The sequence below is a fragment of the Saccharibacter floricola DSM 15669 genome, from assembly GCF_000378165.1.
Lineage (GTDB): Bacteria > Pseudomonadota > Alphaproteobacteria > Acetobacterales > Acetobacteraceae > Saccharibacter > Saccharibacter floricola.
In genome coordinates this window covers 1-23,681 of record NZ_KB899351.1, presented here as the reverse complement: position 1 = coordinate 23,681, position 23,681 = coordinate 1, and the positions used below count along the sequence as shown (strand labels likewise).

At 48.4% G+C, this 23,681-nt stretch carries 28 protein-coding genes and 1 rRNA gene; 21 read left to right on the top strand and 8 right to left on the bottom strand.

The genetic code is table 11. The features are described from left to right. Positions 1-192 precede the first annotated feature (192 nt). From F457_RS13450 to F457_RS13670, 20 genes are all read left to right on the top strand, one after another. Positions 193-894 carry a hypothetical protein gene (locus F457_RS13450; protein WP_018981271.1) on the top strand — a complete coding sequence of 234 codons (702 nt, stop codon included), beginning with the start codon at positions 193-195 and terminating at the stop codon, positions 892-894. Positions 895-1,151: 257 nt separating this feature from the next. Beyond that, complete coding sequence (locus F457_RS13870) at positions 1,152-1,448, top strand: hypothetical protein (RefSeq protein ID WP_156809458.1); 297 nt, start codon at positions 1,152-1,154, stop codon at positions 1,446-1,448. Positions 1,449-2,296: 848 nt separating this feature from the next. Next, positions 2,297-2,908: a hypothetical protein gene (locus F457_RS0111385; RefSeq protein ID WP_156809456.1), complete on the top strand. Its 612-nt coding sequence runs from the start codon at positions 2,297-2,299 to the stop codon at positions 2,906-2,908. Continuing rightward, positions 2,905-3,285, top strand: coding sequence for a hypothetical protein (locus F457_RS13075; RefSeq protein WP_018981268.1), 381 nt, complete (start codon positions 2,905-2,907; stop codon positions 3,283-3,285). Before F457_RS0111385 ends, F457_RS13075 begins: the two co-directional genes overlap by 4 nt. Then, positions 3,272-4,753, top strand: a complete 1,482-nt coding sequence (locus tag F457_RS13445) for a baseplate J/gp47 family protein (protein WP_018981267.1) — start codon at positions 3,272-3,274, stop codon at positions 4,751-4,753. Before F457_RS13075 ends, F457_RS13445 begins: the two co-directional genes overlap by 14 nt. Further along, complete coding sequence (locus F457_RS13065; RefSeq protein ID WP_018981266.1) at positions 4,753-5,412, top strand: hypothetical protein; 660 nt, start codon at positions 4,753-4,755, stop codon at positions 5,410-5,412. Before F457_RS13445 ends, F457_RS13065 begins: the two co-directional genes overlap by 1 nt. Positions 5,413-5,420: 8 nt before the next feature. After that, positions 5,421-6,338: a hypothetical protein gene (locus F457_RS0111365; protein ID WP_018981265.1), complete on the top strand. Its 918-nt coding sequence runs from the start codon at positions 5,421-5,423 to the stop codon at positions 6,336-6,338. Beyond that, entirely contained in the window at positions 6,335-6,739 is a 405-nt protein-coding gene (locus tag F457_RS0111360) for a hypothetical protein (RefSeq protein WP_018981264.1), read from the top strand. Before F457_RS0111365 ends, F457_RS0111360 begins: the two co-directional genes overlap by 4 nt. A gap of 60 nt (positions 6,740-6,799) precedes the next feature. Further along, positions 6,800-8,614 carry a hypothetical protein gene (locus F457_RS0111355; RefSeq protein ID WP_018981263.1) on the top strand — a complete coding sequence of 605 codons (1,815 nt, stop codon included), beginning with the start codon at positions 6,800-6,802 and terminating at the stop codon, positions 8,612-8,614. An 18-nt stretch (positions 8,615-8,632) separates the two neighbouring features. Next, positions 8,633-9,097, top strand: a complete 465-nt coding sequence (locus tag F457_RS13060) for a hypothetical protein (RefSeq protein WP_018981262.1) — start codon at positions 8,633-8,635, stop codon at positions 9,095-9,097. A 15-nt stretch (positions 9,098-9,112) separates the two neighbouring features. Further along, positions 9,113-11,059, top strand: coding sequence for an autotransporter outer membrane beta-barrel domain-containing protein (locus tag F457_RS0111345; protein ID WP_018981261.1), 1,947 nt, complete (start codon positions 9,113-9,115; stop codon positions 11,057-11,059). Continuing rightward, positions 11,059-11,565 carry a hypothetical protein gene (locus tag F457_RS14145; RefSeq protein WP_018981260.1) on the top strand — a complete coding sequence of 169 codons (507 nt, stop codon included), beginning with the start codon at positions 11,059-11,061 and terminating at the stop codon, positions 11,563-11,565. The genes F457_RS0111345 and F457_RS14145 overlap by 1 nt, the downstream gene beginning before the upstream one ends. 90 nt (positions 11,566-11,655) lie before the next feature. Then, on the top strand, positions 11,656-12,108 hold the full coding sequence (locus F457_RS0111335; RefSeq protein ID WP_156809455.1) for a phage fiber-tail adaptor protein: 453 nt from the start codon (positions 11,656-11,658) through the stop codon (positions 12,106-12,108). 7 nt (positions 12,109-12,115) lie between these two features. Then, positions 12,116-12,925 carry a collagen-like protein gene (locus F457_RS14310; RefSeq protein WP_018981258.1) on the top strand — a complete coding sequence of 270 codons (810 nt, stop codon included), beginning with the start codon at positions 12,116-12,118 and terminating at the stop codon, positions 12,923-12,925. Next, entirely contained in the window at positions 12,922-13,176 is a 255-nt protein-coding gene (locus tag F457_RS0111325) for a hypothetical protein (protein ID WP_018981257.1), read from the top strand. The genes F457_RS14310 and F457_RS0111325 overlap by 4 nt, the downstream gene beginning before the upstream one ends. Positions 13,177-13,220: 44 nt before the next feature. Further along, on the top strand, positions 13,221-13,502 hold the full coding sequence (locus tag F457_RS0111320; RefSeq protein ID WP_018981256.1) for a hypothetical protein: 282 nt from the start codon (positions 13,221-13,223) through the stop codon (positions 13,500-13,502). A 2-nt stretch (positions 13,503-13,504) separates the two neighbouring features. Further along, on the top strand, positions 13,505-13,918 hold the full coding sequence (locus tag F457_RS0111315; protein WP_018981255.1) for a structural protein: 414 nt from the start codon (positions 13,505-13,507) through the stop codon (positions 13,916-13,918). Between the two features lie 11 nt (positions 13,919-13,929). Then, a complete protein-coding gene (locus tag F457_RS13050; protein ID WP_018981254.1) occupies positions 13,930-14,172 on the top strand; it encodes a hypothetical protein in 243 nt (80 codons plus the stop codon). A gap of 485 nt (positions 14,173-14,657) precedes the next feature. After that, positions 14,658-14,891 carry a hypothetical protein gene (locus tag F457_RS0111300; protein ID WP_018981252.1) on the top strand — a complete coding sequence of 78 codons (234 nt, stop codon included), beginning with the start codon at positions 14,658-14,660 and terminating at the stop codon, positions 14,889-14,891. After that, entirely contained in the window at positions 14,891-15,139 is a 249-nt protein-coding gene (locus F457_RS13670) for a hypothetical protein (RefSeq protein WP_083912771.1), read from the top strand. Before F457_RS0111300 ends, F457_RS13670 begins: the two co-directional genes overlap by 1 nt. Positions 15,140-15,999: 860 nt before the next feature. Here the strand turns inward: F457_RS13670 and F457_RS0111290 are convergent. The 5 genes from F457_RS0111290 to F457_RS0111270 form a co-directional block, all read right to left on the bottom strand. Continuing rightward, positions 16,000-16,407, bottom strand: coding sequence for a DUF934 domain-containing protein (locus tag F457_RS0111290; protein ID WP_018981250.1), 408 nt, complete (start codon positions 16,405-16,407; stop codon positions 16,000-16,002). Next, positions 16,394-18,064, bottom strand: a complete 1,671-nt coding sequence (locus tag F457_RS0111285; RefSeq protein ID WP_018981249.1) for a nitrite/sulfite reductase — start codon at positions 18,062-18,064, stop codon at positions 16,394-16,396. The genes F457_RS0111290 and F457_RS0111285 overlap by 14 nt, the downstream gene beginning before the upstream one ends. After that, positions 18,061-18,390, bottom strand: a complete 330-nt coding sequence (locus F457_RS0111280; protein WP_018981248.1) for a DUF2849 domain-containing protein — start codon at positions 18,388-18,390, stop codon at positions 18,061-18,063. Before F457_RS0111280 ends, F457_RS0111285 begins: the two co-directional genes overlap by 4 nt. Further along, positions 18,390-19,817: a siroheme synthase CysG gene (gene cysG, locus F457_RS13045; RefSeq protein ID WP_018981247.1), complete on the bottom strand. Its 1,428-nt coding sequence runs from the start codon at positions 19,815-19,817 to the stop codon at positions 18,390-18,392. The genes F457_RS0111280 and cysG overlap by 1 nt, the downstream gene beginning before the upstream one ends. Positions 19,818-19,916: 99 nt before the next feature. After that, a complete protein-coding gene (locus F457_RS0111270; protein ID WP_018981246.1) occupies positions 19,917-20,369 on the bottom strand; it encodes an RrF2 family transcriptional regulator in 453 nt (150 codons plus the stop codon). 114 nt (positions 20,370-20,483) lie between these two features. Between F457_RS0111270 and cysK the strand changes: the two genes are divergently transcribed. Then, complete coding sequence (cysK, locus tag F457_RS0111265; protein WP_018981245.1) at positions 20,484-21,491, top strand: cysteine synthase A; 1,008 nt, start codon at positions 20,484-20,486, stop codon at positions 21,489-21,491. 145 nt (positions 21,492-21,636) lie between these two features. On the opposite strand, the gene F457_RS13435 is transcribed toward cysK, so the two are convergent. The 3 genes from F457_RS13435 to rrf all read right to left on the bottom strand — a co-directional run bounded on the left by F457_RS13435 (position 21,637) and on the right by rrf (position 23,538). Beyond that, a complete protein-coding gene (locus tag F457_RS13435) occupies positions 21,637-22,302 on the bottom strand; it encodes a tetratricopeptide repeat protein (protein ID WP_169584134.1) in 666 nt (221 codons plus the stop codon). Positions 22,303-22,514: 212 nt separating this feature from the next. Next, positions 22,515-23,282, bottom strand: a complete 768-nt coding sequence (locus F457_RS0111255; RefSeq protein ID WP_018981243.1) for a glucose 1-dehydrogenase — start codon at positions 23,280-23,282, stop codon at positions 22,515-22,517. Between the two features lie 141 nt (positions 23,283-23,423). Beyond that, positions 23,424-23,538 (bottom strand): 5S ribosomal RNA (rrf, locus tag F457_RS0111250). Positions 23,539-23,681: the final 143 nt, after the last annotated feature.

Below are 23,681 nucleotides of genomic sequence, written 5' to 3'. Positions count from 1 at the left end.
CCAAACGGAGATTTAACAGATGCAAGCGGAAGCTCTGCCGGCCATGCGCCCAACCGAACCCTCGGCGCGCTCATCCTGCTCCACGTGTTACCTCTCCAGTAATTACCTATAATCATATTTTTTTAGATACCACCCCCTCTCTCCGCAGAGGGGTTTTTTTTATCTCTTCTCTTTTGCTCAGGACATATTCGTATGAGTCTTTCTAAAGTTCTTGACAAAGCAGGCCGTACACTTGGACAGCTTGCTTATGTTAATAGCCCAATCCTCCTTACAGATGGCATCGCTAACAAAATGGGAGGGACCGTCCCCATCATGTTTTATACGCAACTTGTAGGCACGTTAAATGGTCTTATCTCTGGCGCTGTTAGAGGGAACGTCAATCTCCCAAATTTGGATAATACATGGTGTCATTGGCAAAATGTGCAAGGGAATACGTTAATTGACAATACTCCTGCTCAATATCCTTACGCGAACCAAACCGTTGCCGCCAATGCGCTTGTTACCAACCCCACTAATATTTCGATGCAAATGATCTGCCCTCCACGCGGCCCCGGTGCGATGCTCACGAAAATTCTTACCATTCAAAGTTTGGTCTCACTTTTAAATAAGCATTGTCAATTAGGTGGATATTTTAACATTATTACACCCGGACAATTCTATACAAAAATGCTCCTAACAAACGTTGCAGATAGCTCTCCGCATGCAGACACTCAACCTGCAGTCCAATATACTTTTAAGTTCACTCGTCCTTTAACACAAAAAAACGAAGCCGCCCAAAAGATGAGCACCTTGATGACAAAGGCCTCTGGCGGCATGTCTGGTATTGGAGACTTTGGTTCAACAGGGAGCGGGAATGTCTTCGACACACCATTGTCTTATGTACCATTTCTGTAAGAGACAACTTGTCCTTACGATGTGAAAAGAGCAAGCTGGCCAAGATGCGAATGATCATACATCAATGGAGTTTCTCAATGCTCTCTAAAGCCTTGCTTCTAACCGCTTTGCTCTGCCCCTCGCTTCTCGCTGCAAGTCATACCACATACGCTCAGGGGACCGTCACCTATGATAATCCCCCTAGCTCCTCTCCATCCGATAATAGCTCCACAAGCCAAGACGGTAGAATATACTCTAATAGAGGATTCGTCGGATCTATGGATAACGATGGAAAAATATATTCTAACAGCGGATTTGTCGGGTCCATCGATAACGATGGAAAAATATATTCTAATGGTGGTTTTGTCGGGTCCATCGATAGCGATGGAAAAATATATTCTAACAGCGGATTTGTCGGATCCATCGATAGCGATGGAAAGATATATTCTAACAGCGGGTTTGTCGGATCCATCGATAGCGATGGAAGTATGTATTCTAATAACGGATTTGTCGGCCATGCCCCCAACCGCGGCCTTGGCGCTCTTATGCTGCTCAATGTTGTTCCGTTACAATAAACATATACACTACGTCCTCAACCTTCTCTCCCCCCATCGGGGAGAGTATGTGCCCATCCCCCCTAATACTCAATGAAATGCTCTGATGAGCATTCTCCAAGCCTTCTGTTGAGGAAGTACGGAACACCTTCCTTACCAATAAGCACCTTGATGACAAAGGCCTCTGACGGCATGCCCAGTATCGGAGACTTTGGTTCAACAGGGAGCGGGAATGTCTCCGACACACCGCTTTCCTACATGCCGTTTTTATAAGAGACAACTTGTCCTTACGATGTGCAAAGAGCAAACTGGCAAAGGTGCGAATGATCATACATCAATGAAGTTTCTCAATGCTTTCTAAAGCCTTGCTTCTAACCGCTCTGCTCTGCTCGCCACTTTTCATAATAAACCATAACGCATACGCTCAGGACGCTATAATGGAGGATAAACGGTAGATTTCCGGAAGCCATAAACCAGAACGACAGTACAGTAACACATTCTGACAGTCAGATAGTTGGAAAACTCCCCAACCGTACCATCGGGGCTCTTATGCCACTGGGGATTGTTCCATTACACTAGCTGACATGTATAAGGCCTCCTTTCCTCTACGTCAGGAGGTTCTTCACCTCACGTTATAAGCAATATTCCCTCTTTTTATGTGTCAATATCGATAGACATGTGCCATTCAGCTACCATTCATTCCATTTTATAGAATTCCAATAAAAACAATAAATAATATTATCTATATTCTCTTTTACACATATTATTTCGTTCTATACGCATCATCACTATTATTAAAGTCGATCTCTATTCAAAAAAACATCAGGTTGATGTTAAGCGTTTTACTTTCCTCTCCAAAAGGTTCTTTTATGAGCAGTTTCCGTAAAATTCCCCAAGCGGATGCCTTTACCAATGCCGCCCGCTATCATGCTTCTCGTGCAATAGACCATTTGCCTTCTATTTTGCCGGCATCCCTTGTCGAAATGGAAGGGCGGATTGCTACGGTACAAATTGAAGCCGATAATACACCCATCCCACGGATCCGTGTTCCACTCCTTGAGAGCGAATATATTCGGGCTCCTCTTCAACCGGGCTGCTTGGGGATGGTGATCCCCGCTCACCTCACACTTGGGCTGATGACGGGCCTCGGTATACGCCGCCCAGCTATGGGAGAGCGCCCCGGCAATTTCTCTGCCTGTGTTTTCGTCCCGCTGTCACATGCCGCATGGGAGAAACTGAATGGGCAGTTCCTCAACCTCTATGGTGTGGAAGGTGTGCAGCTCAACCCCAGTCTAAACCATCCTCACACCGTCCGCCTCACTCATGACGACATAACGCTCTCCACCGGGAGTGCACAGATCACGCTTTCAGGTGGAACCGTGTCGATTACCGGAGACCTCGTCATTAACGGACAAGAGTACAAAGCACACACCCATAGTAATGGCCATAATGGCGCACCAACAGGAGGAATCCTTTCATGAGAGTCTGGACACGCCAGCATCAACCCGATGGCACTCAACAATGGAAATCCGTCGACAATAAGCAAGCCAGCATTGCATGGCTTCAGAATGCGCTTCTTCTCCAACTGGGAGAATCTCATTTTTGGAACGATTGGGGGTTACCCGTAACACAAAATATCGTGACGCAAATTTGGCCAGACTACTATGTCAATATGACACAAAACCGATTTTCAGACTATTTCGCCTCTTTGCGCATTACCCATGACAGTACCTCTACGGAGGATAACCCTGTGTATCAAGTAGCCGCCATTTTCCCTGATGGAACGACATATCAGAACGGTAAAAAATCTTTCAATCAAAGCTTTAGCCAAACAGGCCCTTTCCATGGATCAAACTGACCTTTCCCCAACTCTTTTTTCCCTTTTGGAAGAACGTTACCCTGGCCTCTTCTCTGCCCTGCTTAATAGCGGAGTAGAACCCACAGACCCGTCCACATTACGTGATCAACTGGTCACCCATGCCGCCAAACTCAGCCCCGGTGTCACTACAGACCTCCCCGGCACGTTAATTGAAGACATGGCTTCCACCGCTGTCGGAGCGCTCCTTCAAATTGATCAAGCCAAGGTCGATCTCATTAACGCTATTTCCCCGCTTAATGTAACATCTTCCATGCTGGATCAATTTGGTGAAATCTACGGCGTTAAACGTGGTGTAGGGGCCAACCCTTCCGCGTATGTCACCTTCACAGGGACACCCGGTCTTTTCCTCGGGGCGGGTTTCCAAGTCAGTGATGGAACTTATTTGTATGAAACACAAGAGAATGTCACTCTCCCTGAAGCAGGGCGTCTGACCAATATTTACGTGCTCGCCATCAGTGCAGGAGAATATAGCATTCCCGCAGGTACGATTACGCAAGTCGTGAGCGGCCTTTCTGCATCGGTAACGCTCTCAGTTATCAACCCGCAGCCAGGAACGATTGGTGCACAAGAGGAAAGTGATGCCTCTTACCGTGCCCGTATTATCCAAGCTGGACAATCCACCACGCAGGGAACGCCCAACTTCATTAAAAGCTGCCTGCAAAAAGTGCCTAATATCATTGAACGTTCTCTTTCCGTATCTATTAACCGTGATGTTGATGGTATTCCACAAGGCTATGCCATCACGGCCGATGGTGGCGACCCACAACAAATCGCTGGTGCTATTTATGAAAGTTGCTTCGATCTCCTCTCTCTTCAGGGCAGCACCAATACAGTCAGTAGTGCCACACAATCCAACCCATGCACGATCTCCACAACGCTCACCCATGGGCTAACGAATGGGCAGAATGTTACGATCAGTGGTGCACAAGGAATGGAAAGCATCAATGGTAGCTTCACCGCTACAGTACTCGATGCATATCGTTTCACTATCCCGCTAGATACAAGCACAGCACCTCTTTATAGCGGCGGCGGGCTGTTAGAGACCAATCCCCGTAATCTCACAGCGACTCTCCTTGACGGAACAGACCGCTATGACATCCCGTTTATTCGTCCATTACAGCAGAAAGTGCGTTTGATCGTTCATTGGCAGACATCATCGGTCAATATCATTGATAATGACGCAGCAACACGCCTGTGTGCGCCTAATCTAGCGGACTATATCAACAGCCTCTCTGTCAATGAGCCCATCAATATCATGCAGCTCAGCACAGCTTTTGAAGCAGCTTTGCTCAAGATCATCCCCGGGAACCTCATCACCGAGCTCTCTTTTGAGCTGTATCTTAACGATATTCTGACACTGCCCTCCCCAAAAGGGACGACCATAGCCGGTGACCCTCAAAGCTATTTCACCATCACCCCTGCCGATATTTCTCTTGTGAGGCGGTAATGCGCACAGACCTCATTGCCCCCGCTTATGCCTATCAGCAATTTTCTGATGATGCGAATATTGTCGCCCTCTTTAAAGCCTATAACCAGCTCGCCCAAGAATCTCTTGCATGGATGGTCACCCACCCTATGGCGCTCTATATCGGGCCGGCCCTGGAAGGCAATCTGCTTACATATTGTGCATTCTGCCTGTATGGTCAATTCCGCTATCGTATCAGCTACACCGAGATTCGGAGTATCTCGGGTGAGATTGACGGTGCAGACATAGACCGGCTCACCATTAATGATACCGCTATTGATAAACGTTATGACGGCAGCGCCATTAGTGATGATCTCTTCAAGCGTATCCTCACATGGAACTTTTATAAGGGGGATGGGCTAAACTTCTCCATACCCTGGCTTAAACGCCGCGTTATGCGTTTTCTTACAGGAGAGAATGGTCATGCTTGGCGCTTTAATAGCACTCACTCTGTTAGTGTGCGCTGTGTCGGCAAACGCGTCATCATCACCCTAGACCGCGCTGACTGGCCTGACGAACTAACCGCACTGCTTAGTCGTATCCTCACAAATGGCATCCTCAATGTGCCACCCATGCGTACTTTTACCCTCAGCTTACACCCAGTCCCTCGCAATACGGACTTTGGTGGTGATATTCTGTAAGGACCCTTATGTCTCCTCAAAACACAACACCTAATTGGCACTCCTACATCGATACAGGAAATAGTGCTGATATTGTAAAATCCACCACTGTTGCTCAAGCGATTGGCAACAAAATAGACGCCATTAATGGACAAGCAACGGAACTTGCACTGGATACAAGTTCAACACTAGATGGGATGACCGTCGAAGAGGTTCTCGCACGGTTACGCACACTACACGATACTCTTGCAAGCCTTAATGACAGCGCCCCTCTTTCCGGTACCGCTGGCCTAGTGAGCGAAGACCATCCCGGGATCGGCCTTCATACACGAGGCAGTGATAATGCCGTACTTTACGGTGACGCAACAAATGGGTGGCGCCCTCTTGCACTCACTTCTGATTTACAGAGTGAAAGCCAACGCGCACAACAAGCTGAAGGAAATCTCGTCTCTGGAACTAAAGGTCTTGACGCTTACAGCCGTCAGATTGTCAGTATCAAATCTCAATATGCTGATAGCAATAATCAAAAACCTATCGGGATCGGATACCTAGATACTTCCGGCTTTTATCAAACCGTCATTACCAAAGATGGCGCAGATCAGCGTTATGCTTCTCGCGAAGACCTCCAACAAGAAATTCAACGCGCTCAGCAGGCTGAATCTCAGTCCGTTTCTGGCTCTTATACCATACAACGCTTCTCCGCCTCCATATCCGACGGTGGATGGGTAGGGCTACCTTGGTCTTTTGCAGACGATGACGTCACATTCATCGTTCAACCCTTCGTCAGTAAAACCTACATCAACATAGTCTCCATTGATTATGATGCACCTACCCCTAGAAATCGCAATGGTTTTACAGCAAAAGTTTTCTCTTCAAATGGATCCATTGTCGGCTGGTCTCCCTTCTCACTTATCTATGACGTCATAGCAATTGGAAAAACGTCATGACATCTTCCCACACTCCTTCATCAAATGTTCGCTATTTTGTACGCATTAATCCTGAAACAACCATTGTCCAGAATTTTTACTCTATTCCTCCAGGTGAAGCCGTAGAAGACCCTAGCTTTCACGAAATCACATGCGACGATTTTGAACATTTCAGCAAACAATCCGGCGCTCAATGGAAAAATGGTACATTATCGGTTTATACACCACCTCCACCACCACTAACACAGCAAGCCCAGAATGCTCTGCAAATTGTGCAGCAGAAAGCCGCAATGATTACCGCTATGGGAGAAACATTCGGGCCCAAAATGCGTGATTATGTAAAAACGTTACAAAATATTTCTGACGGCTCTAATAATATAGATAATACTCTTCCTGATGCTCCTGAAAAAATAACAGATTAAATCATAATGATTTATATTTGCTGTTTTAAAGTAATGTTTATATAGGATATTTTCTCTTTTATGACTTATCGTTATACTAACCGGGCTAAAGCGCAGTTAGCACGCAGTATCACTTCGTATGATACAACCCTTACCCTTACCGCTGGATCAGGGAGCCTCTTTCCTTTACCTCAACCTCCCAGCGACTTCTTTGCCCTTACGCTAGCCTCTGTTGAAAACCCCGATCAATTTGAAATATGCACAGTTCTCAGTCGCAATGGTGATACCCTTACCGTTCAGCGTGGACAAGAGGATACAACCCCTCAATCTTTTAGCAGCGGAGATGTTGCCTCTCTCAATATGACAGCTGGCGTATTCGATCTCTTCCCACAAGCAGGCTATATGGGAGTGTACGACCAGACTATCGCTAATCGTATTGGGGGTTACCGAAAAAATGCGATCGTTTGTGATCCCAATATTACCGGCCTTTTCTGGATCAGTACTCAAGACGAAAATGCAACCACTCCTGGTAATGGCCTGGGCGGTGCATGGATCTCATTCAATGCCAATGATTCCTACGTTTCCGGCACGTTAGGGGAAGTGTCAGGAGACCTTCAAGGCAAAGGCCTCCATACAGAAGGAAGTACCAATCGCGTCCTCTATAATGACCAACGCAATGGTTGGCGTTCCCTTGCCTTAACATCTGATCTCAATGCCGAAATTCAGCGCGCCGAGAACGCTGAAAGTCAACTTGTGTGCGGACAAGGCTATGGCTTTCCAGGAGATTTAAACATCATACGCCTTTGGTTCGGTGGTAGTGAAGGACAGGTTTTAGTTCGAGATCAAAACAACAAAATCTATTCTCTTCAGCAAACTGGAGACTTCGCAACCCATAGCGACTTAAATGCTGCGCTTTCAGACATTGTGAAATCTCACTCTTACGATACTGACTATCAGCTCAACGAAATCGGTATCAATAAAACAACCGGAAGAATATGGGCTCATAATGATTCTAGTGGCAAATTTTTCTATTTACAGCCGGAAGGTTCTTACATCACAAGTCACGGATACTCTGATGGCGATCTAACCCTCACTAATATATGGAAAGGAACGAACGGAAACCTTCTTGCTAATATCAGCGACGGTTCTGCCATGCGTATTGTCCGAGGCGATGGTTACGGTGGTAATGATGTCAATATCACACGTCTTTGGCGCAGCAGTAATAATGGCATTCCCTGCGTAGTCGACGAAAACAACCAGCTCACCTACCTACAGGAAGCCGGCGATTTCGCAACACACAGCGACCTCAACGCCGCCACGCAAAATAAAGTCAATCGCTCTGGTGATACCATGACAGGTGACCTTCTTTTGTCTGGCAATATATGGAACGGAAATTACTATGGTCGCACATTACGTAGCACTGTAGACGGTGCCTCGACACAAGCCAGCCTACAGCTTCTTGGTCGTACGGGTCATGCAGCCGCAGCCCTCTCCGTTAGAGACGAAAACAACACTGAGCATAGTTGGTTTTTTAATGCAGATAACAGCATCATCACACCAACAGGAAATTCTCTCCTTGAAATAAGTGGGAATTCAAGCACAGCAAAGGTTCAAGCCTTCAGCCTAACTTTCCCAAGATTGACAGAGACATTGTGGGTTTCTTTCCCTCAATCTTTCAGTGCAACACCATATTCCGTTCACGTACAGGTTAATAATGAACCACTGAGCGAAGACGATGGATCACGATATCCTCGCATGGCAAGCATCACCAACAAAGATAGATACAATACCCCAAATATCGCGCCCAATGGCGTTAGCGTAGATCTGGACTCAATTTATTCCGGTCCAACCGATCAAAGTGGAACCCTATGGGTTACAGCTATTGGCCCCGCTTAATTTCATAATGGAGCATATATGCCTTCTCCTTCCTACAGTAATACTCCTGACAATGTTCTTAAAGCATACCCTCAACGTTTTTACGCCAGCTATGATACAGAAGCCCCGCAGCCAACCATTGTAAGGGGGTGGTATGATACCTGGTCTCTTGCTAGCCTATCCCATGTCCCACCAGCCTCTGACATGATCGCCATTACTGCTAATGACTGGGAAGACGAAACACATTTCCGTCTTCCCACGGGACGTGGCATCCAAGATGGCAAGATCGTTGATTATACTCCCCCTTCTCCTGCTATCTCTCTAACAACTCAAGCAAAAAATGTCATGCAAGCCGTGCAACAACAAGCCAGCATGGTTTCAGCAATGGGTGAAACCTTTGGCCCTAAAATGCGCGACTATGTACAAGCTTTGCGTGCTATTATCAGTGGCTCAGACACGACGAGCACGGCTTTACCCACTGCACCTTCTGACCCAACACAATAAAGAAGGTATTTATACATGACTGATCTCTCTGATCCTAATATTCTTCCCTTAGCTAAATCATCTCAACCGCTTAACCGTATTCTCGGCGCTCAAACAGATGAAAATGGCGTGGCCTCCTACGCCTTATTTCCCCTTCATGTGTTAGACCAAGGAAGCGGGGTTATCACCAAAGTTTCTGTCTCACAAGAAGACATCACAGCCGGACAAACCAGTAATGGAACTTTATATGTTCAAAGCCAAGACGGACAAGTTCATACATCAACCGTAAGCTTTCCAGCAGGAGCAAAAGGCGACAAGGGCGACACGGGGCCCCAAGGGCCTGCTGGCCCTCCAGGTGAAAGCGGTGACTTTGCAACATCTCTACAGCTGAGCAATGAAGCACAAATTCGTGCAGATACCTATAATAACCTCAATGCAGCAATCACTAATATTCAAAACTCCAAGATAAGCCGATCAGGCGATACACTCACAGGGGCTTTGTATTCAACAGGAACATTTAATCCATCAGAGAATGTTTATGCAACTCAACCAATCGGCGCTGCATTAGAAGGAGAGGAATTCTACCTTCAGCTCGTCAATGACAATAACACTGGTTATACGTCCGGACGACTGGTCTTACGTGATGGAGGTGGAAACTTCCATCTTCCAATTCAGATCGACAATTATGACCAAACCATCATTAATGGCAAGCTCAACGTTACGGGCAATACAAGCTTTCAAAATCCTGTCTTTTCTCAAGGCACATACCAACAAGGAAATCTTGAACTCACCCAGCCGATTGGAGCATCTCTTAACGCAGAGCAGTTTTTTCTTCAGCTTGCTAATGATGCCAATGCGGAAGTAACAACCGGTCGCTTAGTCTTACGTGATGGCGGTGGAAACTATCATATTCCTTTCAGCGCAGATACAAAAGGTAATATCACCACCGAACGCGGAACTCATTTTCTAGAAGGCGTAGACACGGGTAATGGTCATGTCACCCTTGAGAATATCGGCTCTGCCTCCGGCAAAACTCTTGCAACACTTGACGACGTCGTCAGCAAAGTAAATCATTCTGGCGATACAATGTCTGGAAACCTCATCTATAAATCAGATGTAACCGTTTCCCCTTGGGCAGCAACACCACAAAGCATTTTCACATTTCAAAACTCAAAGGCATTAGGAGCCATTTTTGGCCAAATTCGTAATGATGGAAACTACCAAACGTTACTCTATGCTCAGAACGTAGATGGCACCAATAAAGCATGGGGCTTCCGCTCAGACGACGGCCGCATTACCACACCAAGCGAGCATATTCTTCTTGAAGCTGACGATGCAGGCAATGGCCATCTCATCGTATACAATATTGGTTCTGCATCGGGGAAAATCCTTGCAACTACCGACGATATTGCCACTCTCAACAGCGATAAGCTCAGTCGCTTTGGTGATACGTCCTTTAGAGGGCTCGTACTAGATGCCGGAAATACCTACGGGCCATGGGAAGGTTCTCCACAAATTCAATACAAAATTGGTGGCGGTTTTTGTTCAGTCTGGGGACAAGTGAAAGATGACAACAATATACGTCTCATTCTGGGGGCTAACAATCCGAGGCAGATCTACCAGTCTTGGCAATTCAACCCGACACAAAAAACACTCACAACACCAACGGGGAACAATGTTCTTGAGACAGGGAACATAGGCGCGCCACGCATGCGGCAATGCTTTCGCGTTCAAGTTTTCAACGGGGGCCTCATCACATGGCCCGTCGCTTTCGCTCGTGATGACCTCGTAGTGGCCAGTTTTTCTCCTCAAGACAATGGAAGTGGGCAACTCCATATCGTCAACTATCTTTATAACACTCTACCCAATCGTTTCAATTGTCAGGTCGCAATCGAAACGATCAACAAAAATAATTCTAACCAGATTCGAACAGAAACCAGCCCAGTCACAATTGACGTAACCGTTGAAGGATGGACTGCATAATGACATCCCCTAATACGCCCCTATCCCATGAAACAACCCAGCCAACTATAACGCCACAACTGAGCATGTTTGTCGTATTAGTGCATTCTGATGCCGACATGGCAAAGCCAACCAGAATTGTTGGGTGGGACATTTTACATTACGATGAAGGCACAGAACCACCGTCCTATAAAACACCAGAAGGATATAAGTCATTCTATCTTCCAGATATGACCCAAGAACAATGGGACGACATACAGTATAACCAAAATGGTCTTGGCGGATGTGCCGCATATTTTGAAGGGAAGATTATTCCCTTCACCCCGACACCCTACATTCCGCCCTTAAAAGACCAAGCACAAACCTCTCTACAGGCTGTTCAACAACAGGCGAGTATGATCGCAGCCATGGGCGAGAGTTTTGGCCCTAAAATGCGCGATTACGTACAAGTCTTGCGTGCCATTATGAATGGCTCAGACACAACCAGCACTGTTCTACCAACAGCGCCTTCTGACCCAACACAATAAGAAATGTCCTTGTTCTATTCTATCACGGTCAAAGTATCTCGCCTGACATCATAACTCCTCTCTCCTTACATTTTATGAGACCCTATCATTATGTCCCGATTATCGCGGGCACGCATGCTTCCTGTCCCTATTGACCCGACAGTCAGCCTGCAATGGCCCGATAAACTCAAAAGCGACACGCTTGATTATGCTCTTGACCCGTCTCTCTGGCTCCAAGATGGCGGTGATCTCTTAGACGCTATCGACGTTACTCTTCCGCCACAAAGTGGTCTGACCCTTCTTTGGTGGGGCGTTGTTGAGGGTAAGGCTGCCATAGCTCTCACAGGAGGAACGCCTGGTTTAACGACGATCAGCGTGACACTTTTTACCACAGCAGGGCGGCAACACACGCTTAATGTTACATTAAATGTACAAAACGATAACACAACATTTTTAGCGCCTGTCCCTCTCCGGTTGCCTGGTAATTACTGCCTCCCTCCCTCATCCCTTTCCAATAACGGCACTGTTCTTACTCTCGAAGACGGTTCTCCACTCACTTTATGAGACTGTTATGACAGATTCTTCCACACAGACATCCTCCACTCCTACTCCAACATCATCCAACCTTCCCCAAACGGCCCCCATTACCAGCCTTCCCCGTTACGATACACCTTCAGAAGATGATGCCGTTCTCGGTTTAATCTCATCTGATCCAACCGCCGCTCCTCATGCAGCACTAATCCCACGTTCAGCGCTTCAACGTGGCCCCAAGGGGGATACGGGACTGAATGCGTATCAGCTTGCTGTCATGCAGGGCTATACAGGCTCCCTCAATGATTGGATCGCAACTCTCCAAGGATCGGCTGGCCCAAAAGGTTCCCAAGGCCCTACGGGCCCTCAAGGCGAAACCGGCCCAGCAGGGCCGAAAGGAGACCAAGGCCCTCAGGGCACCGTCGGCCCGGTCGGTCCTGCCGGCCCTAATGGGAGCCCAGGCCCCCAAGGCCCTGCCGGCGTCCAAGCCTCACTTGGTTCTATCAAAAACACCTCTGAGGACGGTGTCGTCGCCACCTTTTTCCGCATTACACGCGATGGCGGCGCAATCCACAAGGAAGAAATCGCCTACCCCAATGGCCTCTCCTTCCAAGTACCCCCTTTTATCCAACTTCAATCACACACTGTTCCCCTAGACTGGGATGGAAGTCCCATCATCCCAATCGATGAGGCACATACCGTTCCTCCATCGGGGCCTCGTATTGTCTCCATCGGAAGAAAAAGCTTTATTTTCCAACATCCCCCCGGATGGCCTGGTAATAGCCAAGAAACCACATCCTTCGTTCTGTGGGGCATTCCCGAAACATCACAAAAAGGAACAACATCATGACCGATCAAATCTTTGGTGGCCATAATTTTGGTGACCCTGACCACTCAGACCCACAATGCTCCATGAGTAATATGGCCTCAACCATTGCACAAAATGATCTCATCTCTTTTCGTGACGCGTTAGAAGATCACGTCGTTCAACGGCTTTGTGGCCCGCAGACTCTAGCCTATTACCGAGCGTTAAAAAATTTAGCCAATGCCCAAAAAGCGTGGGGAGAACTTCCCTCTGCTCCTGCATCTCTCGACCAATAACACCACCCGCTGAGGTGGTTTTTTTATAAGGACACTCACTTCCCATGATTGATACTGACTGCGCCAGACGCGGCGAAGTCAATGAGCTCCGCGACCGTGTGGTCACTCTCGAAACCAAGCAGAAATACGCCCAAGAAAGCATTCAATCGCTCTCTGATAAAGTCAGCGCCGTTGCCTCACAAATGAATGATGGCTTTGCCAAAATCTCCCAACAAATGACTGAGATGAACAACCGCAAAACCATGCTTCTCACCGTCGCAGGTGGTGCAGGCGGTGGCATTGCGGTTGGGCTATTTGAGCTCTGCAAACGCAGTTTTGGATGGTAGCCATGGCTTCCTCTCTTCCTCGCGGTATCCGCAACCATAATCCCGGTAATCTCAACTATGTCGGCCAGGCCGGCGCCCATAAAGAGCCCGGCGTTCATGGACGCTTCGCTGTTTTCCCTACCGCTCAAGACGGTCTCCGTGCATTGCGAGACCAACTCCTTCGCTACCAGCAACGTGATGGGATCGACACTATTGACGGCATCATTGCTAAATGGGCGCCACCTTCTGACGACAATAATACCAATGCTTATACTCAAACGGTGGCCTCGCACCTCAATGTAAAACCCACCGCACCCCTTGGCCCTCTCACATCTGACCGACTAGCGGCCCTTATGCACGCCATTATACAGGTCGAAAATGGCCAAGATCCTTACGGGCCCCTCGTCAATACCATCGCTCAAGAAACCGCCTTCTGAGGCGTTTTTTTATGTCTGGAGACTTTATGGACATCACCTCTTTTCTTGACCTCTTGCCTAGCAATATCGGCCTGATCGTTGCCGGTGTGATTATTGCCTGCAAGCTTATCACTATCAGCGTACGTCCCCCTGCCAGTAACTCACGCTGGGAGCTCATTTATCGTGCTGTTAGTACGGTCGCACTCAATATTGGATGGGCGACCAACCGTTTCCAAGCCGGGCGTCGCGACGGGCTATCACAGCCCAAAAAATGACGTCCTCTCATGAATAAACCCGGAGAACTCAATAACTCCAGGACACACCATTTTCATCACACATATAAGGATACTCTCCCATGACCACCGCTTCTGACGTCATTACATCCCTTGAAGGCCTCATTGAGGGTGCCCTAGGTTCAAGCGAAAATGCCGCAACCAAAACACGCATCCATGCAATTGCTTCGGTCATCGGCTCACTCGGTGACGAGTTCGCTCCTTTACTTGAGAGAACATTCGATCTCAATGCTCTCTTGAGCGCCATTCAACAAGTTGAAAATGGCATCACAGAAACTGAAGAAGGCGTGCACAACCTCCTTCATGTATTAGAGAAGAAAAACACAGCAACACAGCCCAACACCACGCCACACAACGTAGCGTAATATGCCTTTTGGGAGAGCTCCTTAGGCTCTCCCAATCCCTAAAAAACGAGGCCAACATTTTTTATCATGTGAGTATACATATCAAGAAAGTATATAATTATTATGTCACCTTATATAATCGCAGGAATCATATTTCTATTAACCGTTGCGGCTTCAGCAGGTGTTACGTTCGCTTACCGTGCAGGCCGCAATAGTGCACGCGTCAGTTCTGAACAGCAAGATGCCAACGATGCTACGCAAAGCGCAGAAGCTTCTCAACAGATGCTTGACGCCCGCACAAACGGTATCCGCAGTGATAATGCCCTGCTAACGACGCTTGATAAAGGAGATTTTTGATGAAATCCATTCTCCTTTATACATCCCTACTCACCCTCACCAGCTGTGCTCCCACACGATACACACCACTCTGTCCAGCGGTCGTCCATTATACAATACAAGAAGACAAACAGGCCGCAACAGAGCTGCGCTCTCATCCCGATCTACAAAAAATTTCTGAAATGTTAAGAGATTACGGTAACGAAAGAAATGAAATCATAACGATATGCCCTAACTCCGCTTCTCATCGTCCTAAAGCGACACCCTAAACTGAGGCCTTCTTGATTTTAGTGAACATATCTTTTTCACGCTCCACAAGGAAGGCATAGCCTTCTCCTCTATCTGTCTAACAGCACCCATTATATTTTAGCTATGCGTCTCGTTTCTAGAACCCAAATGACCTTTTATCATCTGGGCGAAGACGAATATCTGAGAAAGGATCCAGCCACCTAGTGCGCAAACCTATCATCCTGCTAAAATATCAGCGCTATCCGTGGTCTTTCTCTCAAATAGAGACTATCTCGGGTAGACCTCCAAGAATAAAAGACTCACATCAACCTCTCGACGATTTTGTGAGTGACATGCTTTAGGCAGTTTACGCTGCTTCCTATCTTTACAAAAAAATACCCACAACAAAAGAGCGACAAACCCTATGAGTATGCTCGAATACTCAAATTGTGCTATATACCGTGCCTATCCCTCTATCTTTCAAGACAAGTTGACGATCGTAAAACACTTCCACCCATAGTAAATGCTCTGGAAGAATAGCACTTGAAACAAAAAGATAATTAGACCATCATAAAAATCGTAACGGTTTACCTTTAATGATGGCCTTGGTTCTATTCCATGTTTACTAAAGACATATTAACAATCATTGATGCTCTAACGTTTTCCGAGATTCTCGTCGTTATAGCTGTCTCTTGTGCCGTTCTCCTCTCCTTATTTCTTTTGTCTATCATCTTCTTAAAATATCACATGGCCGTTTATGGAATGAACGATCAAGGCCTCGACATACTCAATGCCAATATGGAAAAATGGAAAAAAAGCAGAGCGCTTCATAGCGAACAGCGCTCCTAACATACCAAGGCGGTTTATCGCTCTTTATAGAACAGTAAACCGCCTTGAAGCCTTATGATGCAATGCTTTGCTGGTATGTGATGGTAAAGCGCTTTAGCTGTGCTTCCCACTCTGTTTGGTCATCATCATCAGGTAAAACAACCGTATCTACGCCACAGCGTCTCAAAAAGGCTGCTTGGTCAGGCAATACGTGCCCTGTAACACGGATTTCTCCCTTATAGTCTTCATATTCCCGCAGAGAGCGCGCTTGCGTAAAAGCACGCCCATCACGAAAAATGGGAAAATGAAGCACAACTAGCGTTATCTGTGCCAAAAAAGGACGCAAAGCCTCGGCAGACTCATCGGGTTCTAACGCAACAGCATACGCTGCTTCGGGGTGCTCTTTGAGTTCCGCCAAGGAGACAGGATCTGCCTCCTCCGCAGGAATGATATGCTGCTGGCTTAGGTTAAACAGTTTCATAAGCCACCTCCTTAAAGGGTGCTTTCCCCAAGCGTGTCACCATCTCTAGGAAACTTTCCTGCTCATTGCGATGAGCGAGATAATGGTCGATCATGCGGGCAATCGCCGCCACAGCATCATCCTCACTCAAGGCTGGGCCCAAGATTGCACCGATTGACGCACGATCACCGGCCTGTCCCCCAAGCAGAATTTGGTAAAATTCAGAGCCTCGCTTATCGACACCCAAAATACCAATATGCCCCGCATGATGATGCCCACAGGCATTAATGCAGCCTGAAATATTGATACTCAACGCACCAATCTCTTCTTGCAAGCGTGCATCGCCAAAACGTGCGCCTAGCTTACGTGCGAGAGGCAGAGACCGCGCATTGGCCAGCGTGCAATAATCCAAGCCAGGGCAGCTCACAATATCCCCTGCAAGACCGATATTCGGTGCCGCAAGGTTAAGCTCTTTTAGCCCCTGCCACAGCGCATAGAGCTGATCTTTCCGCACATGGCCCAGCACAATATTCTGCAAATGCGTTACCCGAAGCTCACTAAAAGCAAAGCGTTCTGCAATGTCTGCGAGACCGTCCATCTGCTCCGCTGTTACATCCCCGGGAATATCCCCGGGCGTTTTGAGCGACACAGTGGCGATACTATAGCCTTCATCAAAGTGAGGATGTGTATTGCTCTGCATCCACCGCGCAAAAGCAGGATCCTCTTTCTGATGCTGCGCCAACACAGCATCGGCATCATCAACAGCATGCAGTTCAGGAGCAGCAAATCGGGCTCGGATAGCTGCCACACGCTCCGGTGTTAGACGATAATGGGAAAGATCCATCTTCGCCAGTTCAGCCTTTACGGCCTCACGGAACGGCTCAATACCAATCGTCTGAACCAAAATCTTGATCCGTGCACGATAGAGGTTATCACGCCGCCCATAGGCATTATAAACACGCAGCGTCGCCTCAAGCGTCGCTAATAGTTCGGCTTCTGGTACGCTGTCGAACAATTCTTGCCCAACAACAGGCGTACGGCCCAAACCACCACCAACGAAGACCCGAAAAAGAGGCCCATTCTCACTCGGACGTGCCAATAATCCAATATCGTGGAAGCGCGCCGCAACGCGGTCTTCGGGACTGCCTGAAATCGCGATTTTGAACTTCCGAGGCAGAAACGTAAATTCAGGATGAAGCGTCGACCATTGACGCAAAATCTCCGCATGCACACGTGGATCCATCAGCTCATCACGCGCCGCGCCCGCATATTCGTCAGACGTAATATTACGGATGCAGTTACCACTCGTTTGAATGGCATGCATGTCAGCTTCGGCCAAATCACGCAAAATAGCCGGTGCATCTTCTAGGGAGATCCAATTAAACTGGATATTTTGCCGCGTGGTAAAATGCCCGTAACCACGGTCATACCGTCGTGCCACATGGGCTAATTTACGAAGCTGCCGACTATCCAAAATCCCATACGGGATCGCAACACGCAGCATATAAGCGTGAACTTGTAGATAGATCCCATTCATCAAACGCAGCGGTTTGAACTCTTCCTCACTCAACGCCCCACTAAGCCGACGCTTCACTTGGTCTTCAAATTCCGCAATACGTTCTTGTAAAAATTCCCGATCACGGGACTCATACGCGTAATGTCCAACGGGCTGTTTCATGAGGAGGCCTCCGACTGTGGGACATAAGAAAATTCAGGATGGACGGTCGGCCCAAAGGCACGAATATGTTCTTTCATACTCACCGGCTGGGGAGGTTCCCCTTTACGGGCCACAACGGGATACACACCCATGACACCCTGACGGGCTGCCTGAGTGCTCGCCTCTTCTAACGCGGCCTCGCTTTCCTCCGCCGTTAAGCATGCTGCTTGAGCAACATGATCAAACCACTGGCCGTCTCGACCACGCCAGACAATTCGTCCGTCCAGCAAACGAGCCGCCGTCAATAAGACACACTCATTGGGGCTGAGATGTGACAAGCGCTTCATCAAGCCTCCTCCTTCGACGCAAAAGCGTTAAACGCTGGGAACGCGCCTACACCACGATGATGCACCACCTCCCCTATAATCATCAATACCGGACTACTGAGCCCTTCTTTCTGCACCCGCTGGGGCATATCCCCAAGAGTGCCCGTCACAACATGTTGATCGGCGCAGGTTCCACGATACACCACCGCCATCGGCCAACTATCCGGTAGGCCATGCGCTATAAGTTGCTGACAAAGAACACCAATTTGCCCCAACCCCATATAGACAACAACCGTTTGTCCCGGTTGCGCTAAGCTCGGCCAGTGCAGATTCAACACCCCATCAGCACGCGCATGGCCTGTCACAAATACGCAACTTTGGGCACAATCACGATGAGTCAGCGGTATCCCAGCCGCAGCACCACAACCGCTCGCCGCTGTCACACCAGGGATCACACGCACAGGGATATTATGGGCAAGGAGCGCTTCCATTTCCTCCCCACCGCGGCCAAAAATAAAGGGATCACCACCCTTAAGGCGTAAAACCCGCTCCCCACGCTGTGCACGCCGTAATAATTCGGCCTCAATATCGCGTTGAGGCAGCGTATGATGGCTCGCTTTCTTCCCGACATAAATCCGCTCGGCATCCCGCCGCACACGGTCTAGGATACGATCCGACACGAGGCTATCATACAGTACGCTATCGGCATTCTGCATTAAGCGCAACGCCGCTAAGGTCAGCAGGTCAGGATGGCCCGGCCCAGCTCCCACAAGCCACACCTCGCCTTGACGTTCCCGCCCCTCTACAAGCGCCTGCAAGCTTTCACGCGCCCGCTCATGCTCTCCTGCTAACGCTGCTTCATATCCCACGCCATCTAGAAAAGCTTCCCAAACACGACGACGCTCATCCACCTCCGGTAATGCTTCTTTGATCCAACCCCGCTGCGCCTGCATAAAGCGTGCCGCCTCTCCTAAGTTCGAAGGAAGAAGCTCCTCCAACTTTTGTCGTAGGCGCCGCGCCAACACAGGAGACGCCCCTTCCGTCGTGATCGCAACCTGCACAGGTGTGCGATCTACAAAAGCAGGAGTAATAAAACTTGATACGGCTTGGTCATCCACCGCGCAAACCGGCACACGCTGCTGATGTGCACATTCAGCGACGCGTTTATTGAGGGCGTCATCATCCGTGGCGGCAAAAACCAGCGCCATCTGCGGCAAAAGCGCCCGCAAAGCCCCGTCTTCAATGGGATCGTCCCGCCATTGCACGATCCCCTGATCAACCGATCGGCGAATCTCCGACGTGATACGAGACGCCCAGACATGAATATGCGCACCACGACCAAGAAGAAGGCGGAGCTTATTGGTTGCAATAGCCCCACCACCGATCAGCAGAACCTGACACTGATCCAACCGCAGGGCGATTGGAAGATAAGAAGCTTTTGTCATCATCACAGAGAAGAGAATGCGCTATTACACGCAAAAATCAACATTTTATGGCGGTATTTTTAAAAAATACCATTATTCATCGTGCGATGATGATAATCACTCTTAAATAGTAAAAGAAAGAGGCGCTTGATGAGGGCGCTCTAAGCCGGATTTTTCGGCCTGTAAGAGCAAATCACTCAATGTCATCTCGCCAAGATGGGCATCCACCTTTGTGTTCAACACCCCCCAGAACGGCGCAATAACCTTTTCAAAAAGTGGATTCTCAACCCCTTTGCCACCTCTCAAGGTTTCCTCCACCCCAACAGCACGCGCAATATCACGCAGCACGATCACACGAGGGGAGCGCGCCAAACGGTAACCACCTTTAGGCCCACGCACACTATCCAACAAATTAGCCCGTGAAAGCGCCTGAAGCACAGGTTCAATACCACGGCGCAGCAATCCACTCCGCTTGGCAATATCAGCCCCACTTACCACACCTGACCGCCCAGCATAAAAGGCCACGTCTAGCATAATTGACAAGGCAGTCAGAATACGGTCACTCTTAAGATACATGATTAAACTCATCTGCTCAGAAAGATCTCTCTATTTATACGATATTTCATCGTCAAAAGTGAAATAGTTTAGTAGGCTGTGCAGAAAATGTTCCTCTTTGGTAGGAGAAACCACATGACACATCGCTCTTCCTCCCCCTCGCAGAGTCCTTTTCCACTCTCCAACACTCCTTTTGCACAACCACGCGGGCGCGTGTACCCCTCATTCGTTGAGACGGTTGGTGGTACGCCACTTGTCGGCCTCCCACATTTAACCGAACGTGAAAATCTGCACGCCCATATCCTACTAAAGCTCGAATTTTTCAATCCCCTCGGCTCCGTAAAAGACAGAATCGGCGTCGCGATGATTCGTGATGCTCAAGAACGAGGGCTCATTAGCCCGCATCACTCCACTCTTGTGGAACCAACATCGGGTAATACCGGCATTGCCCTTGCTTTTGCCGCGGCCTCCATGGGCTATAAGCTCATCGTCACCATGCCTGAAAGTGCCTCCATCGAACGTCGCAAAATGATGACACTGCTTGGCGCCACCCTCAAACTCACCCCAGCTGCTAAAGGCATGCGAGGCGCGATTGAAGCAGCAGAAGAGATTGTACGTAAAACAGACAATGCATGGATGCCTAGCCAGTTTCAAAACCCGGCTAACCCCCATATTCACGCGACCACGACGGCTGAAGAAATCTGGCAAGATACAGATGGTGCTGTCGATGTCGTCATTGCCGGCCTCGGAACGGGTGGCACGGCCTCCGGCATCGCGCAAGCTCTGAAAAAGCGCAAAAAAGGGCTTGAAGTCATCGGTCTTGAACCGATGGAAAGTGCCATTCTCAATGGTGATGAACCCGGCCCCCATGGCATCCAGGGGATCGGCGCTGGCTTTAAGCCCGAAACACTCGACCTGACCGCCATTGACCGCGTGATCCCTGTGGCAGAACACGACGCTCTTGCGACAGCGCGCCTCTGTGCCCGCACAGAGGGGCTTCCGATTGGCATTTCCTCCGGTGCCTCGCTCTTTGCAGCCATGACCCTTGCGCACGAAGAACGCTATCGTGATAAAACGATTGTGGCTATCGCTCCTTCTTTTGCCGAACGTTACCTCTCCACCCCACTTTTCTCTGGGTTATAAGACCAACACCCCCGCCCTTTCTCACGAAAGACTGGGCGGGGGTGGGATCATGTGACAATGCACACACCATCTTGTGAATATTATCGGTCTTCCATAGATGACAGAAATAAACATGCTGCAGGAAATATTGCAGACATTTCGTGATCTATCTCTGCACGTCCCCGATCAATGTACTATCGCGCAACCTCTCATTGAAAAATCTTGCGACCTCAATCCACGACACAGCTTCACGATAATCAAGAGGCACTCCATCATCCATAAAATACATAGTACCAAGGTCGACTTCAGCCTCTGCCAAACCTTGCTCAGCAGCACGTTGCTCCCACAAAAGAGCACGCTTCATATCCTTGGGGACAACCTCACCAGCGGCATAAAGTTCCGCCAAATGGTGCTGAGCCTTAGCGTATCCAGCTTGAGCTGCTTGCTCATATAAAGACAGAGCTTTCTTTATATTTTGCGAACCTCCTTCACCTTTTTCATCCATCTGCGCTAAACTATATTGCGCATGTTCTTCCCCTTGATCGGCTGCTTTTTGATACCAAATGCGAGCTTTTTGCTCATCTTTAGGCAGAAGCTCTCCCGCTTCGTACAAAGCTCCTAATAGAGCTTGCCCACCGACAAAGCCCGCATCAGCCGATTGCGTAATTAAGAAAATTGCACGGTCTAAATCATGCGCCCGCTGGGGGCGCCGATAATAGTGAGCGTCTATGCGAAACTTTTCCTCCGGTGAAGAGTGCAGCGTCATCTCTTCTAACTCTTCTTTCTCACGCTCCGTCATCGCCCCCTGTGTTATGGAAATCTTTTGAGACACCTCTGTAGATTCTGCCTGAGCACAATGGATCATGTGTCCTAATAAAAGGCCTCCGACAACAAAGCCACTAAAAGTACACGCAACCATAATAGAGAAGATGGAAAAATCTGCATTATTGTTTCATATTCAAAATATAAAAGACATAAATTGAGGGCTCTCCTATTTTCCAAAAAGAGCCCTCAATACACTACCTCAGGAATAATAGAGACGTCTTATTCCGCTGTATAGCCACCATCAATGACAAGTTCAGAAGCTGTTACAAACTTGGACTCATGGGAAGCAAGATAGAGAATGCCATAAGCAATATCATCCGTATCACCCAGATGCCCCAACGGATGCACCGCTACCAGGCGGTCATATGCATCTTTATTTGTGCGGGTGAGTTCTTCCACCAACGGTGTCCAAATGTAGCCAGGGCACACATTATTCACACGGATATTATAGCCTGAACGCGCGCAATGCAGCGCAGCAGACTTCGTGAACATTTTCACGCCGCCCTTTGTTGCCCCATAAGCGGTCAGATTAGGGATACCAACAAGACCAGAGCTGGAACACATATTGATGATGGAACCGCCTTCTTTGCCGTTCTCTTTCATCAATTCAATGGCATACTTTGTTCCCAAAAAGACACCATCAAGATTGATCGACTCAACACGGCGCCAATCTTCGAGAGAGGTCGTTTCGACCGTTCCCTCATATGCAATACCAGCATTATTGACAGCGATATCAAGACGGCCATCATGCTGCTTAATCGCAGCCATGACTTTTTTCCAGTCTTCTTCTTTGGCGACATTCAATGGTAAAAAGCAAGCCTTACCACCAGCTTCTTCAATTTCCTTAACCGTTGCCTGCCCTGCTTCTGCATTAAGATCACCTAAGATGACCTTGGCCCCTTCTTTGGCCAAGCGCACAGCTGTCGCTTTACCAATCCCCATAGCGCCGCCAGTGACAAGAGCAATTTTACCTGAAACGCGTCCCATTGGTTATCTCCATCATCATATTAAGATGGGCCCACGGTAACGCTGATAGGAAAGAAGGTGTTGATCTATGTCAAAAGTTAAAAAATTCATATAATAAAAAACCCCTCCGAAGAGGGGTTAAAAATAAGGGTAAGCGAGGGGACCTGGCGGCGACCGACTTTTCCACTCATCGAGGAGCAGTATCATAGGCGCTGGGGGTTTTGACGGCCGAGTTCGGGATGGGATCGGGTTTGGAGCCCCCGCCATAGCCACCAGGTCTTCCCGCTCACCCTATAAGGTGATGGGAGTGTTGGTTGGTGTTTATTTGAAGAGAGTGTGACTGACTACTGTGCATGTGTTTTGCTGTGTGAGAGATATGGGCGATTAGGATCAGTTAGCTTCATACGTTGCCGCACTTCC

Bases quoted from the DNA above. Each gene is read 5' to 3' on its own strand.
- F457_RS13450 (WP_018981271.1), top strand. From the start codon at position 193: ATGAGTCTTTCTAAAGTTCTTGACAAAGCAGGCCGTACACTTGGACAG.
- F457_RS13870 (WP_156809458.1), top strand. From the start codon at position 1,152: ATGGATAACGATGGAAAAATATATTCTAACAGCGGATTTGTCGGGTCC.
- F457_RS0111385 (WP_156809456.1), top strand. From the start codon at position 2,297: ATGAGCAGTTTCCGTAAAATTCCCCAAGCGGATGCCTTTACCAATGCC.
- F457_RS13075 (WP_018981268.1), top strand. From the start codon at position 2,905: ATGAGAGTCTGGACACGCCAGCATCAACCCGATGGCACTCAACAATGG.
- F457_RS13445 (WP_018981267.1), top strand. From the start codon at position 3,272: ATGGATCAAACTGACCTTTCCCCAACTCTTTTTTCCCTTTTGGAAGAA.
- F457_RS13065 (WP_018981266.1), top strand. From the start codon at position 4,753: ATGCGCACAGACCTCATTGCCCCCGCTTATGCCTATCAGCAATTTTCT.
- F457_RS0111365 (WP_018981265.1), top strand. From the start codon at position 5,421: ATGTCTCCTCAAAACACAACACCTAATTGGCACTCCTACATCGATACA.
- F457_RS0111360 (WP_018981264.1), top strand. From the start codon at position 6,335: ATGACATCTTCCCACACTCCTTCATCAAATGTTCGCTATTTTGTACGC.
- F457_RS0111355 (WP_018981263.1), top strand. From the start codon at position 6,800: ATGACTTATCGTTATACTAACCGGGCTAAAGCGCAGTTAGCACGCAGT.
- F457_RS13060 (WP_018981262.1), top strand. From the start codon at position 8,633: ATGCCTTCTCCTTCCTACAGTAATACTCCTGACAATGTTCTTAAAGCA.
- F457_RS0111345 (WP_018981261.1), top strand. From the start codon at position 9,113: ATGACTGATCTCTCTGATCCTAATATTCTTCCCTTAGCTAAATCATCT.
- F457_RS14145 (WP_018981260.1), top strand. From the start codon at position 11,059: ATGACATCCCCTAATACGCCCCTATCCCATGAAACAACCCAGCCAACT.
- F457_RS0111335 (WP_156809455.1), top strand. From the start codon at position 11,656: ATGTCCCGATTATCGCGGGCACGCATGCTTCCTGTCCCTATTGACCCG.
- F457_RS14310 (WP_018981258.1), top strand. From the start codon at position 12,116: ATGACAGATTCTTCCACACAGACATCCTCCACTCCTACTCCAACATCA.
- F457_RS0111325 (WP_018981257.1), top strand. From the start codon at position 12,922: ATGACCGATCAAATCTTTGGTGGCCATAATTTTGGTGACCCTGACCAC.
- F457_RS0111320 (WP_018981256.1), top strand. From the start codon at position 13,221: ATGATTGATACTGACTGCGCCAGACGCGGCGAAGTCAATGAGCTCCGC.
- F457_RS0111315 (WP_018981255.1), top strand. From the start codon at position 13,505: ATGGCTTCCTCTCTTCCTCGCGGTATCCGCAACCATAATCCCGGTAAT.
- F457_RS13050 (WP_018981254.1), top strand. From the start codon at position 13,930: ATGTCTGGAGACTTTATGGACATCACCTCTTTTCTTGACCTCTTGCCT.
- F457_RS0111300 (WP_018981252.1), top strand. From the start codon at position 14,658: ATGTCACCTTATATAATCGCAGGAATCATATTTCTATTAACCGTTGCG.
- F457_RS13670 (WP_083912771.1), top strand. From the start codon at position 14,891: ATGAAATCCATTCTCCTTTATACATCCCTACTCACCCTCACCAGCTGT.
- F457_RS0111290 (WP_018981250.1), bottom strand. From the start codon at position 16,407: ATGAAACTGTTTAACCTAAGCCAGCAGCATATCATTCCTGCGGAGGAG.
- F457_RS0111285 (WP_018981249.1), bottom strand. From the start codon at position 18,064: ATGAAACAGCCCGTTGGACATTACGCGTATGAGTCCCGTGATCGGGAA.
- F457_RS0111280 (WP_018981248.1), bottom strand. From the start codon at position 18,390: ATGAAGCGCTTGTCACATCTCAGCCCCAATGAGTGTGTCTTATTGACG.
- cysG (WP_018981247.1), bottom strand. From the start codon at position 19,817: ATGATGACAAAAGCTTCTTATCTTCCAATCGCCCTGCGGTTGGATCAG.
- F457_RS0111270 (WP_018981246.1), bottom strand. From the start codon at position 20,369: ATGTATCTTAAGAGTGACCGTATTCTGACTGCCTTGTCAATTATGCTA.
- cysK (WP_018981245.1), top strand. From the start codon at position 20,484: ATGACACATCGCTCTTCCTCCCCCTCGCAGAGTCCTTTTCCACTCTCC.
- F457_RS0111255 (WP_018981243.1), bottom strand. From the start codon at position 23,282: ATGGGACGCGTTTCAGGTAAAATTGCTCTTGTCACTGGCGGCGCTATG.